The 16912-nt window shown below is 35.9% G+C and carries 14 protein-coding genes; 1 reads left to right on the top strand and 13 read right to left on the bottom strand.

Annotated elements, in window-relative coordinates; all coding sequences use genetic code 11:
- Nucleotides 1-24: 24 nt before the first annotated feature.
- From ABJD27_RS04725 to ABJD27_RS04700, 6 genes are all read right to left on the bottom strand, one after another.
- Complete coding sequence (locus ABJD27_RS04725; protein WP_348170304.1) at nucleotides 25-3690, bottom strand: hypothetical protein; 3666 nt, start codon at nucleotides 3688-3690, stop codon at nucleotides 25-27.
- 126 nt (nucleotides 3691-3816) lie between these two features.
- Complete coding sequence (locus tag ABJD27_RS04720; protein ID WP_348170307.1) at nucleotides 3817-5379, bottom strand: hypothetical protein; 1563 nt, start codon at nucleotides 5377-5379, stop codon at nucleotides 3817-3819.
- A gap of 145 nt (nucleotides 5380-5524) precedes the next feature.
- Nucleotides 5525-6205 carry a response regulator transcription factor gene (locus tag ABJD27_RS04715; RefSeq protein WP_348170310.1) on the bottom strand — a complete coding sequence of 227 codons (681 nt, stop codon included), beginning with the start codon at nucleotides 6203-6205 and terminating at the stop codon, nucleotides 5525-5527.
- The gene (locus ABJD27_RS04710) at nucleotides 6202-6963 is read right to left on the bottom strand and encodes an ATP-binding protein (RefSeq protein ID WP_348170313.1); all 762 of its coding nucleotides are present in this window, start codon (nucleotides 6961-6963) and stop codon (nucleotides 6202-6204) included. Before ABJD27_RS04710 ends, ABJD27_RS04715 begins: the two co-directional genes overlap by 4 nt.
- Entirely contained in the window at nucleotides 6933-7592 is a 660-nt protein-coding gene (locus ABJD27_RS04705) for a hypothetical protein (RefSeq protein WP_348170316.1), read from the bottom strand. The genes ABJD27_RS04710 and ABJD27_RS04705 overlap by 31 nt, the downstream gene beginning before the upstream one ends.
- Nucleotides 7576-8244 (bottom strand): hypothetical protein, encoded by a 669-nt coding sequence (locus tag ABJD27_RS04700; protein ID WP_348170319.1) that lies wholly within the window; start codon nucleotides 8242-8244, stop codon nucleotides 7576-7578. Before ABJD27_RS04700 ends, ABJD27_RS04705 begins: the two co-directional genes overlap by 17 nt.
- A gap of 341 nt (nucleotides 8245-8585) precedes the next feature.
- On the opposite strand from ABJD27_RS04700, the gene ABJD27_RS04695 reads away from it, so the two are divergent.
- Nucleotides 8586-8969, top strand: coding sequence for a hypothetical protein (locus ABJD27_RS04695; protein WP_348170322.1), 384 nt, complete (start codon nucleotides 8586-8588; stop codon nucleotides 8967-8969).
- 158 nt (nucleotides 8970-9127) lie between these two features.
- Here the strand turns inward: ABJD27_RS04695 and ABJD27_RS04690 are convergent, their stop codons facing one another.
- The 7 genes from ABJD27_RS04690 to ABJD27_RS04660 form a co-directional block, all read right to left on the bottom strand.
- Nucleotides 9128-10237, bottom strand: a complete 1110-nt coding sequence (locus tag ABJD27_RS04690; protein WP_348170325.1) for a hypothetical protein — start codon at nucleotides 10235-10237, stop codon at nucleotides 9128-9130.
- Between the two features lie 186 nt (nucleotides 10238-10423).
- Nucleotides 10424-10798 carry a glyoxalase superfamily protein gene (locus ABJD27_RS04685; RefSeq protein WP_348170328.1) on the bottom strand — a complete coding sequence of 125 codons (375 nt, stop codon included), beginning with the start codon at nucleotides 10796-10798 and terminating at the stop codon, nucleotides 10424-10426.
- Between the two features lie 3 nt (nucleotides 10799-10801).
- Nucleotides 10802-11752, bottom strand: a complete 951-nt coding sequence (locus ABJD27_RS04680; RefSeq protein WP_348172012.1) for a nitronate monooxygenase — start codon at nucleotides 11750-11752, stop codon at nucleotides 10802-10804.
- Nucleotides 11749-13359 (bottom strand): S8 family serine peptidase, encoded by a 1611-nt coding sequence (locus ABJD27_RS04675; RefSeq protein WP_348170330.1) that lies wholly within the window; start codon nucleotides 13357-13359, stop codon nucleotides 11749-11751. Before ABJD27_RS04675 ends, ABJD27_RS04680 begins: the two co-directional genes overlap by 4 nt.
- Nucleotides 13360-13381: 22 nt before the next feature.
- Complete coding sequence (mnmA, locus tag ABJD27_RS04670; RefSeq protein WP_348170333.1) at nucleotides 13382-14575, bottom strand: tRNA 2-thiouridine(34) synthase MnmA; 1194 nt, start codon at nucleotides 14573-14575, stop codon at nucleotides 13382-13384.
- Nucleotides 14576-14699: 124 nt separating this feature from the next.
- A complete protein-coding gene (locus ABJD27_RS04665) occupies nucleotides 14700-16085 on the bottom strand; it encodes a DUF3179 domain-containing protein (protein WP_348170336.1) in 1386 nt (461 codons plus the stop codon).
- A gap of 64 nt (nucleotides 16086-16149) precedes the next feature.
- Nucleotides 16150-16848: a hypothetical protein gene (locus tag ABJD27_RS04660; RefSeq protein WP_348170339.1), complete on the bottom strand. Its 699-nt coding sequence runs from the start codon at nucleotides 16846-16848 to the stop codon at nucleotides 16150-16152.
- Nucleotides 16849-16912 lie beyond the last annotated feature (64 nt).

Genomic DNA, 16912 nt, shown 5'->3' with positions numbered 1-16912 from the left:
TTATATTTATTTAATTACATAGTATTATTTCCTAACGATATTTAAAGGAGCCAAATCTAAGTGAGCAACGGTTGCGGCTCTACATAATTCACTCATATCAGAAATTACATTACAGGCCACTCCTACCATCATAAGAGCTGCTTTTGATTCAGGCTCATCGTCAAAGGTTGCTACATTTAATACACAACCACCCGTGGTTGATGTCGCCTTAGAAAAAAGTTGCCATTCTGTATTTATTACATGCTCGACGATATGATCTTTATCTTTAAAATCGGGATGTGTAATAGCAGTTAGGTTGTCAATGTATACATATCCTCCATACGCCATAGAGATAAGCTTACCTACAATTTTTAATGCACTCGATACTTTTCCAGAAGGCCCTGGACTAAGAACACCATATATATTTCCGCCAAGTGGAATCCAGTAAATCACCCATCCTATATATTTAGAGATTGTAGGAGTTCCATATGGCATATTGCACCCAACCCTTACTATGTCTATAGGCAAGTTTAAGTACGGTGGTATGGAACCTCCTGAGAGCGCACTAATCGCAGTAAGAGGACTTTCTAAGATATTTAATACTCCATTGGTGAGTCCTTTCATGTGTGATAGATCTTTATAAACTCTCAAAGGCATCGTTCCACCTTCAAGGGCTTTAAAAAGAGGTGCTCTTTCTAAGCGATCCATGCCTCCAGTATTTGGAAATGGAGTGCGATTGGTCACCATCTTAAACATCACTGTTGTAGGAATTGCCATCACTAACATGAAGAAGTTTACAACATTTAATCTCCTACTTCGAGCTGGTAAATCTGCTCCACCACCTAGTTGAATTAACATGTCAAACAATCCGTTTATATAGGAATTTGGAATAATTACATCAAATAGAATTTTTTCAAATACTTTAAATATCTCTCCTACGATATCAAACAGAACGTTTACAAGTGCTTTTCCACCACTAGCAAATCTGTCTAGTATATTCTCAATATTCTTATATAAGTCATTTGGATTGGTTAGATCCCCTTGAACCATTCTTTTTACGTTCTCTATGATTCTAATTAAGTCATTGACAACTGCTTCTATCCAGCTTTCCAGATTACCTAAATGTACTTCCCAATCAATCTCTTCATTACTTAATTTTTGTCTAACCTGATCTAAGAACGTATCCAGTTCCAAAGTAAGAGTTGGAGTTATGAGTGCACCAGATTGAGGGTCTTGACTAATCAAACCTCCATTTTGTAATTGAAAGAGTCCAAAATTTCCTCCTGGACTGTTCCGAGTCATACTTGCTGCTTTTTTAGCCTCAGGGCTTTCATGCTGACGACCATTGTTTAGGTTATCATTAATTTTATGTTTCAACTTTGGATGACTTTCCAAGTTTCTAATGGATTCTGTAATGTTGGTATGCGTTTTATCAATCCATTTTATTGCTTCTTTTTTTAACTCCTGTACACGATGCTCTCCTTGTTTGAAACTCTGATACGTCAAATTAGAATATACACTATAAGTGGTCACTACATCCTTCCAATCAAATAGAAAACCAATCCATTTGAAAATAGCATCTAGATCAATACCTAACCCATGCTTTAATATGGTTTTAAATACTTGATAGATTTGTGCTGCTGTTTTTACTACAAAACGAAATATTTCTTTCCCGATTTTTATAGCAAAATGCCAAATATCATCTATCATTTTAACGATGAAGTCAATAGTATCTGACATTGCTTTTTCTGCCCACCTAAGTACATCAGAAGCGGCAGATTTTAAAGCATCCCAGAACCAATTTCCGTAAACATCAGCAAGTGCTGCATCTCCTTCAACATAACTTGCGTTGCCATTAATAATTGATAATCTCCAAGTATTTACAGGATTAACATCACCAGAAAAATCAATCAATTCTCCACGATCAAGTTTCATACTTACATCGATTTGTTGAATATTATGAGTGACCTTATAAACCTCCTCGAGATTTTCTTTATGAGTTTCTGGGATAAGACTCTCACACGTATTTTGATCTACTAGGTCATTTTCTAAATCTTCTTTTGTTTTATATGAATGTAATTTTCGCTCAAATTTTCTAGAAAGATTCAAATTTAGTTTCTCTTCAAAATAAGGGCTTCCTAAGATTACAGGTGGAATACCCGGAGAAACTGTCTGTTTGACAATCGTAATCTTCCCATTCATATCTGGATATACTAAAGTGTTTTTATTGGGAAGCAAACGTTCATGTTTTCCATTGATGAGTACCTCTATTGACTCCTCACAATGCAAAGTAAAACTGGGACGAATAAATTCATGGGATCTCTCGCTATTGAAAGCTTGTCCATCTTTACGGTGAATATTAATCTGCATAGTAGAAGAATGAACTTCATTAATCTCTTTCTTTTCATTTGGAATTGGAATATTCTTTTCGTGCCAACCACTTAGACTGTGCTCAAAACGCGCTATTTTATTTTCTTCATCTATAAGAATCAATGATTCTGAATGTCCATCCCAACCGAGAACTGGATGAAATTCCTTAATATTATTATGGATAGGAGCTGGACTGAGATATTCAGGATCGCTCAAATAGGTGTTCAATGTATCTATATCGAGTTTACGACATAGTCGATAAAGAATTCCCTCTTCATTAAGTGCTAGCGCAGTTACTTCTTTATGATCACTGACGGTAAAAAGTTGCTTGATATTTTTGAGTTCATTCTCCTTAGTAAGGCGAATTGGTTGATTGGTCTTTGCAATATTCTTCTCCGTACCTTCTGCTTTATGTACCCATAACCCCTCTCCTCCAAGATAGAGATCAGTATGTTCATCTTCATTTGAAAGCGCAGAATCTATAGATCCTATTCCACCTGGAGGCAGCACTAGTTCGCGACGAGTTGTTTGCATTCCTCCATCTACGTCTATTAAAACATTAAGGCTTAACGTCTCAATACCACCTCGTTCAATTAATGCATATATTCCATACCCATCCATACTTTGCATGGGAACGATCGCTCTAAGGTTATTTGCTGTAGTTGTTAAGGTAAACTCACGCCAATTGGCCTCTGGAGAACCAAGACCCGCTGGCTTCCAAAAATAATACCTTAAGTCTCCCTTATTAAGGGTACTTACTACTTCAATAGGTTCATATTTTTTGCCATTGGTAAGTGTTATAGGTGCAGTTCCTACAAGAATTTTCTGAGCTTTACCGCTAAGAATTCCACGGTTTTCAAAACGTCTTACTCGTTTTAAGAAATCCTCATTTATCTTATTGGATATAGATCCTGAAGTTAATAAATGACTTATGTCTTTCTCTTTTTCATAAATTTCTATGAGTAGTTTGAAATGCCCAGACTTGGTCTGGCTTACTTCAAAAGTTGTAATGTTAAGGTCTTTTCTACCTGGGAAATGATCTTCAAATAATTGATCAGAAATGGTTGGCAAATTCCATTCTTCCTCTCCTTGTTTAAAGGTTGAAACTTTATAAGCTAGTTTTAATTCGTTCTCATCATTTAGGAAAAAAACCATCGGGAAACCTTCAGCGTCTTTAACAGCTCTCAAGTTTTTTCTGGCAATAGGTTCAGGATGTGCCCCTGGACTGTATTGCTTCATCAGGTCTGAATTTACTGTAATATGTAGTTGATCATTGACACCGTCAATTCTTGCAGGAACTTCAAACTGGTGATCGTGTTCATGAGTTTTATAAGTTTTCATTTTAAATCTGTTTTTAGTTATTGTTATCTAGTACATGGGAAAATCACAACAAATACTATATGTTACTGATTTTCAATATTTTCAGTACGCTTTCGCGAAAGCGTATACAACCTAATTATCAACACATTATGCATTTTTATCAGGTACTTTGTTATTGTAGTTAAAATATGTTCTGAGATTATTAAAGGTGCGGTAACACATCATACTAGGAACAGATAGGCGAAAGTCATTACTCGTAGGGAAGAATACTGGAGTTGCTTGGTTACGCCAATGTTTAGGATTAAAAATGGTTCGTTCTGAGCCTTGGTACAATAGGAAGTAGCGGGAAACTTGTCCAAAATGCTCGCCCTCTTGCGTTTCTTGTTTATCGTCAGCAAATCGAATATAAGCCCGATAGTCGGCTTGGTTAGAAATCGTAGGCAAGGTATGTGTGTTCCTTGAAAATTCAGGATCATCATGAAAAAAGAAATGACGACCATCATCTATTGTTAGATATAAAATGAGTTTTGCTTGCATATTGGATTGTGCTCGAAATCTTCTTGCACTAGCATGGCGAATAATAGAGGCATTCATTTCTACCTTTACACAGCGGCCATGTTTTGGATGCTCATAATCACGTATATCAAAAGTGTATGCATTAACCGTTGAAAAAGAATAAGGAAGTCCTCTTTTTAGTATTCCTTTTCTAACTTCTGTATGAAAAGAAGTTCCCCATTTACCACAAGCTGTTTGTTTGAATTCCCACTTAGTAGGATGATTCCCATGTTGCAAACGGGTTAGGTAATTTAAGGAATCAATAAACCCTTTCAAGATAAAGTGAGACTGAGAATACCGTAAGATTCCTCCTGCATCATTAGGGTGCTCTCTTCCATTAAAATTTGGAGTGTAATACAGTTTTCCTCGAGGATCATTATCATCTTGTAAGGCTTCCTCTGGAGGTGATGGTTGATGCAAGGACATTGCCATAAAATTCAGTAAACTATCTTGAGGTTGTTCCTTATTATAGGTTAGAGAATGATGTAGTTTACTACCCCAAAATATATGTTCTGGATTGCTGTAATGGTAATTTTGAGGAACCTGAGGGCTTAAAGAAAGGATATTTTGAACCTCCATCAGGTTTGTAGTCTTATAATACGTATCCAATAGTTTCAAAAGAATACGCTTATCACGTGGAGTCATATTTCCCGGAAGGGAACTCATACTTAAGTCAGCAAGTTCGCTTAATCTATCCTTTGTAAAGGTGAAATAAATCTTTATGATTTGTAGTTCTTCCCACTTCTTAAGTTCCTTAATATGGGTTTTGACTTGATTTTCAAGGTGGCAAGATTTTGGTGTCCAATCTTCATTCTGGATTTCTTGCTGTACCAATGTACTAAGGTAAAGAATCTCCCAATTAGGCGGTATTATATTTTCTTCATAGGTATGATCTTCTCCTACAAACACATCTATTTTAAAATTCACACCAATGAATGCCCTTTGTTGTTTTTGCCCTGGCTCAGCTAACAACTGAATCTTATGAGGTAATAGCGTCGCTTTTAATTTACAGGTGCCATCCGAAACATTGATATTTCTAATGTGTCTAGGAAGTCTACGGTTTAGAACAGCAAATTGACTGTTAAGTACTGCTTGCCTGATAGAAACAACCATATTAAATCCGCCTAAATCGTAATTTTGATTTGAAGTAGTCATAGGTTTAAAAAGTGTTTTGATTAAACGTTATGACAAAGCAACAGGATTTCAGAGGTGTAATATAGGACGTAAATACCTCCTTTTATGATTAAGGTAATTATACCTACTACAAGGAAATTGAATTTATATATTGATAACCAGATAGTTATCCTAAAAAATAATCATCTGGATGGATAAGGTTATGTTGTACACTGTAGAGCACCAATCCAGCGGTATTCTTAACACCCGTTTTTAAAAGAATTCGGTTTTTATGTCCTTCAACCGTGCGTTGAGTGATAAAAAGACGCTCTCCTATTTCTCTAGCCGTAAGTTGAAGACAAATCAATTTTAGGACTTCCAATTCTCTTTCTGAGAGTGCATCTTTTGAGGCTAAAGTAAGTTTTGGTGTATTGCTAGAGAGTTGTTCTTTGATCACATCTACCTGTTCTGGCAAGAAATAATGTCCTTTTGTATGGACTTCAATTAGAATATCTAGAAGTTTAGTAGCCTCTATTTCTTTAGGTAAAAAAGCATTGGCGCCAGATTTGAGCATAAAACCCATAAAGGATCTTTTATAATGAGAAGACAGCACAACAATTTTAATATCTGGGAATTCTTTTTTAAGAACAGACATCGTATCTATGCCATTCATTTTATCCATACGTAAATCGAGCAATACCATATCTGGAAGCGTATCGTTTTCCTGCAAAGCTTCTATCAACTCTACTCCATTGTATGCTGTGATGACAACTTCTATAGTTGTTGTTTCTTGAAAGAAGTTTTTTAATAACTCGACCACGAGTTTATCATCGTCAACAATGGCTAGATTAAAATGAGTTGTATTCATACGATGGGTAGTTTTATGAGCAGCAATAAGCTTGTTCCATTTTCTTTTGAAGAGGTAAGTTTATAGGTGCCTTTTAGAAGTTGCATTCTTAGTTCGATATTCTGTAGTCCAAGACCTTCGTGTTTTCCCTTGGTGCTAAAACCAATACCGTTGTCAGTTATTTTTAAAGCAATGTACTTTTTTGTTTCGCGTAGCGTAAATGACAGTTGAGTTGCCTTGGCGTGCTTTATACAGTTATTAATCACTTCTTGTACAATCCGTATGAGTTGTAGTTTTACATCTTTAGGGACTAAAAGAGAAGGTTCTTCGGTAATCGTTACTGTAACGGTATAAAAATTTCTGAGAGGTGATACCATATCACGTATCCACTCTGCTAGAGGTGTTTCTTCTAATAATGGAGGTGAGAGGTCATGAGAGATTCTACGAGCAATACCAATACTATCTCTAAGCATCTTTTGTGTGTCAACCTCTGTGGTTTTAGACGCTGATGCAAGTAATACTATATTAAGCTTTCCAATAAGTTCATCGTGTAGATTGGAAGCTATTCGTTCTCGTTCTCGTTCCTGCACTTTTATGCTAGAATCCAATAATGCTTCTTGGTGTTTAATTTTTTCGGCACTCAGTTTTTCTTGTGCAGTGACCATTTTCTTTAAATGCACTTGGACAAATACGACAATCGCCACTCCTAAGAATAGTACAATTAAAAAAACGATGAGTATCCAGAAAACTAACGTTTCTGAATCTTGCCATTGTGCCATATATAATAAGCTAAGTATAAATAAAATAATGGCATCGCAATCGCATTGATCAGCCAAATTGGAAACATTATTTTATTTGGAGTATTCACAAGAAAATTTACGATTAAAAACCATATACTATTTAATAAAAAGAATAACAACACAATACCATTAAACACTAATATATGTCCATCTTTTTGTACATCATTCTTTAGTACTTTCCAATAATAATATAGACTTATAAAGACCAATGCTACACTATCTATCACTCTTCCATATGATTTAAATTTTTCAGATTCAAAAGGATTGCAAGTAGCAATGTCTATTATAATGAGTAATAATAAAACTCCGATAATAAGTTGAAATACTCGGTTACTATTTTTAAATAAAAACCGATGGTATAGCATAGAAAATAGTAGTAATTCTATGAAACCAAAAATGGGTATTAAAATAAGATTATTATTAAATGCAATTGCTATATACCTACTTAGTAAATATGCAATAAGAGCAATAACTAAATAGAAGAAAAGATATTTACTACCTATGTCTATTTTTTTATAAATAAAAACTCCAACAATAATTCCTATAAATGAAGTTATTGCTGGGAGATGTTGTAATATTTTCAACCAAAAATCAATCGTAAATAGCATTTGCTAATTTTAGTAAATAGAATTTTTCTTTAGTAGCTATTTCTTTTAATATTGGTTTAAATGGAGGTACTAAATAAATCGTATTATAAAACGTATCCCCAGTATCATCATTATTTGGATACACAATCGCATTGGTATCTTTATCCCATACAATCATATCGCCTACCAATGATGTTACATTCCCTGGAGTTCCTACCTCATCTTTTAGCGCAAAAAATGCTAGATACGTTCTCCCTCTTTTCAAATATCTTTTGGGTATTACAAATACTTGATGAATTATCTCTTTCTCATCCAAGCGTGTTTTTAACCAACTCTCACAATGGTTTTCCCAATTCCCAATTCTCCTTTTTGCATCCTTAGGGTCTACTACATCTTTTAGTATTTCCTCATAACCTAGAGCCACTTTTACTACATGCTCCTGGATATACTCTTGCTTTTCACGATCCTTGCTTCGAGGAATTAATAACATATCTAGTGTATCTGTTTTGGACACCGCTAAATATGCATGTATAAACGCATCGTCACTTGAAAAATCGTCAGGCCATGTAAATGTAAAACAGTTCACACCTTTAAATAAGGCTTTCATTCCATCAAGGTCATTTCTTGAAGTGTCCCATTTTTTTATTGCTTCTTTTATTGCATCTAGTTTCATGTGAACGATTATTTAATTGACACTACTAATATAAATCAAACATCACTTAATCCACTACAAATAAGCAAATTATAAAATAGTATGATGTTATATATATACATCTCATAGTAAATAGGTACACTTGAAGTTTATGTTGATTCACCAACATCAGACAAAAACGAATACGGCTATAACCCCACTTCAAAACACATTGATTGCCATAAAAAACTGGGGTATTCACCCCAATATTCTAAAAGCTTTCCAAATTACTTTTGCTATCGTATTATAAGAAATGGAATTCATTCAGTAAAAATAATACGAAGCGTATATCTAAAAATCACTATTTTAAAAACACTATTACTATGAATCAGATTAAAGTACTTTCAAAATTATTTGTTATTGTCTCCATGTTATTTTTGAGTTCTACAATGTTTGCCCAGATTAAGCAAGTTTCTGGGAAAGTAAATTTTATAAGAGTCCATGAAGTAGGCGGAAAATATGGGCCACCCAACGATCAGATTGATGCAGAAGTTATTATTAAATTCAGAAACCATCCTGGAAAAGCTTTTGGGTTTACATTAAGAAACGATACTAATGAGTCCGTTAAAAATGGGATGTTAGACATTTTACGAGATGCGTTTAAGAATGATTATACAGTAACTATAGACTATAAGGCAAAAGCTGGGAATGATGTTAGACCTGCTGGTAAAAATGGTCTTATCATAAGAGTTTGGATTACTAAATAACTAGTCACTAATGATCTGGTATACGCTTTCGCGAAAGCGTACAAACTATATATCAAACAGATAGAGAAATCCAGATCCATTTATAGTTGAATCACAAAAAAATGCTGGACAAAATTGTCCAGCATTTTTTTGTTGCCTACTAGTAACCTATCAGGTCATTATGTATAATTCTTTACAACGACATCATATAAGGGTGTTTTTGCTAGTGTGTCTACTGTCATAGATGATCCATCACAGCTACCGTTATCCCAATGTGTAAAATCTTTATCACCATAATCTATCGTACATTCCGTTCCTCCCGCATGGCTATAGGCACCAAACATCGCTTCAGAATCTCCTTTACTTAACCACACTTTATCTGCAAATTGAAAGTAACATAGTCCTATTAACTTGCTCGGGTTTTGAGTATGGTATGCAATACTTCCAGACAATTGACCATCAACAAAAGCTTCATAACCACTATTATTTCTTCCGTAGCCAATCTCAGTAAAGAGAATCGGTTTTTTATAGGCATCATACGCCAAGTCTACATAGCCTTTGCCCGAGCCCTCTGCATTTGTAAACAAATAGTCCTCATTGTTATACGTTTGAGGTGCTAGAAACAATCGCTTATTTAAGTTCTTTGCAGTGACTTTATCTAAAGCAGCAAACAATGGATCCCAAAATCCAAAACATGGATACTGTCCGCCATAGGTAGCAAAATCTACAGGATGCCCAATTTGCAGTTCGCGATAGCCACTATACGTACTTGCCTCTATTGTTGCCCAATCTGTCGTAAAATCAATACAATTCTGTGCATCAAATCCATTTAGTCTTGGCTCATTTCCTATAATAATCCCTTCGATTGCCGAATGGTAATCCGTCTTCCCAGCATTCGAAAACGAATCGATAAGACTATGGATTAATGTTTTTCTATTAGGCAGTCCTTCACCAGGTTTTAAAAAATAATTGGAAACAGGAACGAGTACTTTGATATTATGTGCATTGCAATAATCTAGAAACTTTAAGTGATTATTTCTTGGTTCCCAATCGTATAATCTAATTAATTGTACCCCCATATCACGTAAGGTTTGAATATCATTTCGTGCTTTATTTGGGCCTGTTAAGTTACACGAACTTCCCGTAGAAGACGTATATGCATTTCCCCAAATAGGTTCCATAGGGTCGTACGCAATATCACTTCCAAAAAAAATACATGTCTTGTTTGCCGTAGAAGGATTATATCCTGGAGGAAATGGTTGGTAACAAATACCTTTAAAGTTTGCCATCTTATTTCTGTGGTTTGATTAGTAAGATCTAAACTTATCAATTCCATATCAATAAAAACTGCGCATAAATACGGGGTTTCATTGGGGTGTATTTGTGTGTTATTTAGGAAATCGCTTTATAATTACTGGAGGGTATACAAGTAATGTTAAGGAGTAGCTAAAAGTCAATAATTATATAACATGGTGTTACACATCCGTATAAAACGTCAATCCATTCATATTTGGATCATAAAAGGCAAACTCACGAGTGCCCCAAGACGTTTCTTTTAAAGACGTATTTTTATGGAAGACATCTTTAGTTTTATATTCATCATATAAAGCATTTATGTCTTGTATTACAAAGCGAAGTGAAGAAGCATTCATTTGCTTCCAGTTAGAAGCGTCATGCCATTGTAAATGAATCTCAATACCATCACGAGTAATTCCTGCATACATAGGATTGTGTTGATCATCTGCAAAAGCAATCTCAAATCCTAGCTTCTCTACATAATAACGCAACGAGGCTACCACATCCCTTACAGGAAGTACTGGATGAACGGTTTGTAGATAGCCTTTTGGCATACGTTATAAATTTCCTAATGCAGTAAGTTCGGTTTTTGCCTGATTATATTCGGTGATCATATCAGAGACGATTTGACCAGCAGGTTTAATATCGTGTATAAGTCCTGAAATTTGCCCTATTTCTAATTCGCCATCCTCAAGATCTCCTTCAAACATACCGCGTTTTGCACGTGCTCGTCCTAACAATTCTTTGAGTTGTTCTGGCGTAGGTGATGTTTGGTATAACTCAGCTAACTGGTTATAGAATTTATTTTTAATTAAACGTACAGGAGCGAGTTCTTTAAGGGTCAAAACGGTATCACCTTCATTTGCATCTACAATTGCTTGTTTAAATAATTGATGCGCACTTGACTCTTCGCTCGCCGCAAAGCGACTTCCTACTTGCACGCCATCGGCTCCGAGAACCATCGCAGCAAGCATGCCTCTTCCGGTACCTATTCCTCCTGCAGCAATAAGTGGGATATCAAGCTTCTCCTTTACCATAGGAATGAGCGTAAGCGTTGTTGTCTCTTCACGTCCGTTATGACCTCCAGCTTCAAAACCTTCGGCTACGATCGCATCTACACCAGCATCTTGTGCTTTGAGTGCAAACTTCACACTACTCACTACGTGAACGACTTTGATATTATGCTTTTTAAGATGAGATGTCCATAACTTAGGATTTCCTGCACTCGTAAAAACAATAGGGACTTTATAGTCTACTATGGTTTTCATGTGTTCCTCTATATTAGGATACAGCATTGGGATATTTACCCCAAAAGGTTTGTCGGTTGCTTTTTTACATTTTTGGATATGCTCTACAAGTACCTCTGGATACATAGAAGCGGCGCCTATAAGCCCCAATCCTCCTGCATTACTTACGGCACTTGCCAGTCGCCATCCACTATTCCAAATCATTCCGCCTTGTATTAACGGATATTGTATATCAAATAAGTCTGTGATTTTCCCCACTATTGTTTAATCAGCTTTTGTGTTGTAGAAAGCGTGTCATCCTGAATCTGAACAATATACACTCCTGTAGTCAGTCTATCTATAGCCACTACATTATCTGTAGTCGTTACATCTGTATTGATCACTTGTTTTCCTAGCATATCATAAATGGCAATACGCGCTCTTTCTATTCCTTCTGGAAACTGGATTTGAACGATATTACTACTTGGATTTGGTGAAAGTGTATACGCTTTCGCGAAAGCGGACTCCTCACCGACACTTAATGTATTGGTAAATGCATCTTCAAAATTGGGAATTCCATATCCCATTTGAGCATTTGGTGTATCAAATAAATGTGCCGATTCTCTCACCAATTGCATAATCTCTTCATTTGTTTTTTCTGGGAATGCTTGCCAGAAACAAGTGACTGCACCTGCCATAATAGGCGAACTAAAACTTGTCCCACTACTTGTTGTAATGGTTCCATTAGGTATAATTACAGCACTGCTTTGTCCTTTTGCCATTACATCTGGCTTTACACGTCCATCACTAGAAGGACCTATACTACTAAAACCAACGTAGTTTCCGTTACTATCTACGGCGCCTACAGTAAGCACACCAGGTGCATCTGCTGGGGCAGCAATCATATCAGTACCTGAATTACCAGCACTAGTTACCAAAAGCATTCCTTTTTCAAAAGCAAGATTGGATCCTCTAGATATAAATGCAGTTTGTCCATCCATATCTTCATAAGAATAGCTATAGTTAGGATTATCATAATTACGATATCCAAGGGATGTATTAATCACATCAACTCCTAGGCTATCTGCGCGTTCTGCTGCTTCTACCCAATACGATTCTTCTACTGGATTTTCACTAGCTACATCTTCTGTACGAAAACAATATAATGATACATCGGGTGCCGTTCCTACAAATTGATCTTGTATAAATCCAGCTATATCACTAGCTGTACGAGTTCCGTGACTACTACCTCCAAAGGCAAACTCATTATCTACACGCGCCACAAAATCATATCCATCTAGTAAACGTCCTTCATCTCTAACACGCGCAAAACCAGCATTGGTGTCAACTCCCGGAAAACCTGAGTCTAATACGGCTACAATCATGCCTGCTCCAGTAAAATCTTGTTCGTGTAAAAAGTCTGCAGAGAGCATGGTGACTTGATTTTCTGTAGCTCCATAATTATATGTAACTCGCTGTTGAACAGATACGGGTTCATTCTTTGGATTTTCAAAATCTGGTGCAAAACTCGTTAAACTATCATCAGCAAATTCTATACTAGATACAAATCCTAATGTTTCCAAAGCATCAATATCTGCCTCTGAACCACGTACGTGTACACAGTTCATCCACTTTGACTTGGCTAGTACCGTAATACCCGTTTGTTGTTTTATTTGTGTAATGTAAGATTCATTTACAGGAACATCTCTCTCATCTATAGCCACACCATGCGAGGCTTTACGATCGATAGCTTCTTGTGTAAGAATTGTTAATGGGTTTGCAATGCTCGTTGCTACGTTTTCTTTATCTGTAAAAAACACCCAAGCATCTTGTTGTGCAAAGGTCATACATGGCATAAGTAGGATCGCCAATAGTAGAATTCTTTTCATAATATGTAGTTTTTTTATAAAGTTACGAAATAACTCCCGAACCTAAGCACTCATCTCCATGATACCAAGCAACAAATTGTCCTTCGGCAATAGCAGTTTGTGGATTATCAAAGATTACATACATCCCTCCTTCTACACGGTATAGTGTTGCTTTTTCTAGAGGTTGTCTATAACGTATACGGGCTTCTACGTCCATGGTTTCATCTATAGACAATGTCAGATCTTCTCGTATCCAGTGTATTTCTTCTTCTTTTACAAAAAGTCCTTTACGGTATAATCCAGGATGACTTTTTCCTTGTCCTGTATAAATAACGTTTTCTTTTACGTCTGTTTCTATCACAAATAAAGGTTCGGCTGTACCTCCAACAGCAAGTCCTTTGCGTTGCCCTTTTGTAAAGTAATGGGCACCTTGGTGCTTTGCGACGACCTTTCCGTCTGCTACTTGATATACTGGTTTTTCTGCGAGAAGGGGTAAGTCTGCTTTCGCGAAAGCGTTACTAGCCACATCCCTATTTATCATTTGTGGAACAGCACTTTCTGGAATCTCTACAATCACACCTTCTTTAGGTCGGAGTTGTTGTTGTAAAAAATCAGGAAGGCGTACTTTACCTATAAAACAAAGTCCTTGAGAATCTTTTTTTCCAGCGGTAACTAGATCTTGCGCAAGGGCAATTTCTCTTACTTTTGGTTTTTGGAGATGTCCTATTGGAAATAATGTTTTGGCAAGTTGTTCTTGCGACAATTGACATAAAAAATACGACTGATCTTTATTTCCATCAGCTCCAGCAAGTAATTGGTGTACTTCTTTACCGTCTTTTTCTATCGTTGTTTTTTGGCAATAATGTCCTGTAGCCACATAATCTGCTCCTAAACTCAATGCAATTTTCATAAAAACATCAAACTTAATCTCACGATTACATAACACATCAGGATTAGGGGTACGCCCCATCTCGTATTCCTTAAACATATAGTTTACGATACGCTCTTTATATTCTTCACTAAGGTCTACAGTTTGAAAAGGAATACCCAATTTATCTGCAACAAGCATGGCATCATTACTATCATCTAACCAAGGGCACTCATCAGATATGGTGACAGAATCATCATGCCAGTTTTTCATAAAAAGGCCAATCACTTGATATCCTTGTTCTTTTAATAAATAGGCTGTAACACTACTATCTACTCCTCCACTAAGACCTACAACTACTGTTTTCATAATATTCTCTGCCTAAGCAGAGATTTGTTTTTAATTACTATTTATACGCTTTCGCGAAAGCGGAATCAACCGCTTATAATATGTTGCAAAATTACGCAATTATTTAGGGAAATCTATTGATTCCTTACTTCACTAGTTTTGTGTCTGGATATGCTGCTTGCCATCCAAACCAAAAGGCATTAAATGTATGTATTCTAGGTCTCACTTCACCCGAAGAATTTTCTATACGATCTTCATATACTGTCCAAACGTCTCCTCTTGCGTCTGTCGCTGTGCTCTTTTGATCGTATTTTTTAAAATTGAGATTCCTAGCATTGTATACTCTATTTGCACCTGTTTTATCTGTAAAAACGACAAATCGTGTATCTCCAATTGTAGATTGATATACAGGGTTTTTCTTAAGGTATTTTACAGAAATTGCGAGTGGTTGTTCTGGGTATTCAGGAAGTCGTATAGCAAGTATAGATTGTTTGTTTTTTAACTTTCCATTTACAGAAGGGACATTAAACATTAAGTCATCGTTTGCAAAATACGCTTGGTAGGCTACTCCTTCTCCATAATCTCTACGGTGTCCTGTGCTTAGAGAAAGTACTTCTGTTTCTGGATGGCGTTCTTTCCATTCTCCCCAAGTGGTTGTGACCACACTTAAATAATCCATTTGAATTCCTTTGCCTACAAGAGGGCCAACTACTGGTTTTCCTTCTAATGTACTCCATAGCGATTGTGTAGCTTGATCATACATGAGTTTATTAGATCGGTACAGGAACCCGCTAGTTCCCATCTCATGTACAATGCCGTTTACTTCACTTTTATAAAGAATCACAGTTCCACATAAGGTACAATAGACGCCTGTTACTGGGATGCCTCCTACTTCATCTACAAACATCTCATGCCATGCGAGAATTCGTTTTGGATATGCGCGTGCATCACCATTTACTACGATTCCAAATACAATATGATCATCTTCTAGATAGGAAGCACTACTTGCCGGAATCATCGCTGGATCACGTAATGGAGGGATTCCATCTTGTTGCACGCCTCCCCAACGTATTTCATCCATACGAATTAAACTAGAAGGTTGACGTCCTTGGAAATAAGTTTCAAATTTAGCGTCTAGTGATTTGTGAAGTTGTGATTTAAAATACGCATAATCAGGAAGTATTTTTTGTTCCTGATTCCACAGGTATTCATACCATTTATTAAAATCCAGACCAAAATTCTGACCTGTCTTTTTTTGTAAAACCAATGCCATCTTAACGCCTATATCTGATGTGTATCCAAAATACATCACTTCTATAGCCATAATGGTAAACTCTGGTTTCCAGTTTTTTTCTATGGTTGTGAGTAACTTTTCCTGTTCAGATCGACTTGATGTTGTTACTAAATCTAAGAAATAATGAATTTCGCTTGATGCAGATACTTCTTGAGAAAACATTTTTGGACTATTAAGAAGTCCTATTGAAATCCCAAGGAGAGAAAACAATACTGTTTTTTTAATAGCTTGTAACATATCTTTTCTTTTGAAAGTCGTTACAAATGTTAAAATCTAACGTATGATAACAGAAGTTTAAGAATTAATGCGTTCCTGTTCCAAATTTATTACGAGGAAATTTGACTGTTTTTTCTAATTTTCCATTTTTATAATACTTCCAAGTTCCGTCTTTCTTATTGTCTTTATACTTTCCTTCTCTTAATAATGTACCGTTTAACTCATACAACTTTACTGGGCCGTGGAGTTTTCCGTCTACGTGGGTATATGTTTTTACAACAATACCTTCTTCACTATAATGCGTTTCTACTCCATTTTCTTTTCCTTTTGTATAATTTACTCGCTGTGCTATAGCACCATTCTCAAAATACACGACACGTTCTCCTTCTAATAGGTTATTTACATAGTATTCTTCTGTCATCACCTTTACTCCGTCTTGATGATAATACATCCATTTTCCTTCTCTAGAGCGTTGTTTCATTTTTCCTTCACTCACTTTTTTTCCTTCAGTTGTGTAAAATATAACATCTAAAAGTTCGTTTCCAACCGTATATATTTTGATCGCGGTAGGATGTCCACCTTTTGAGTCATAAAACTTAAAAGTTCCCACTTCTTGACCATGATCAAATGCTCCTTGATATCGGATCTGTTTTGACCCTTCATAAAACTTGCGCCAAGTACCATGTTTTTTACCATTTTCATCTATATTGTTAACTTCTTGTGCTATTGCAGAAAATTGAAATATCACACAGAAAACGAAAAAAAATAAATTTTGTTTAATCATTTTAATTTTATTTTATACTCTTTGCTTACCTAACCTAAGTATTATATTTGTTATTAGAGAAGCA

It is taken from the genome of Dokdonia sp. (genome assembly GCF_039945015.1).
Lineage (GTDB): Bacteria > Bacteroidota > Bacteroidia > Flavobacteriales > Flavobacteriaceae > Dokdonia.
Note: the sequence above shows the minus strand (reverse complement) of the source record. Positions and strands in the feature narration are given on the sequence as shown.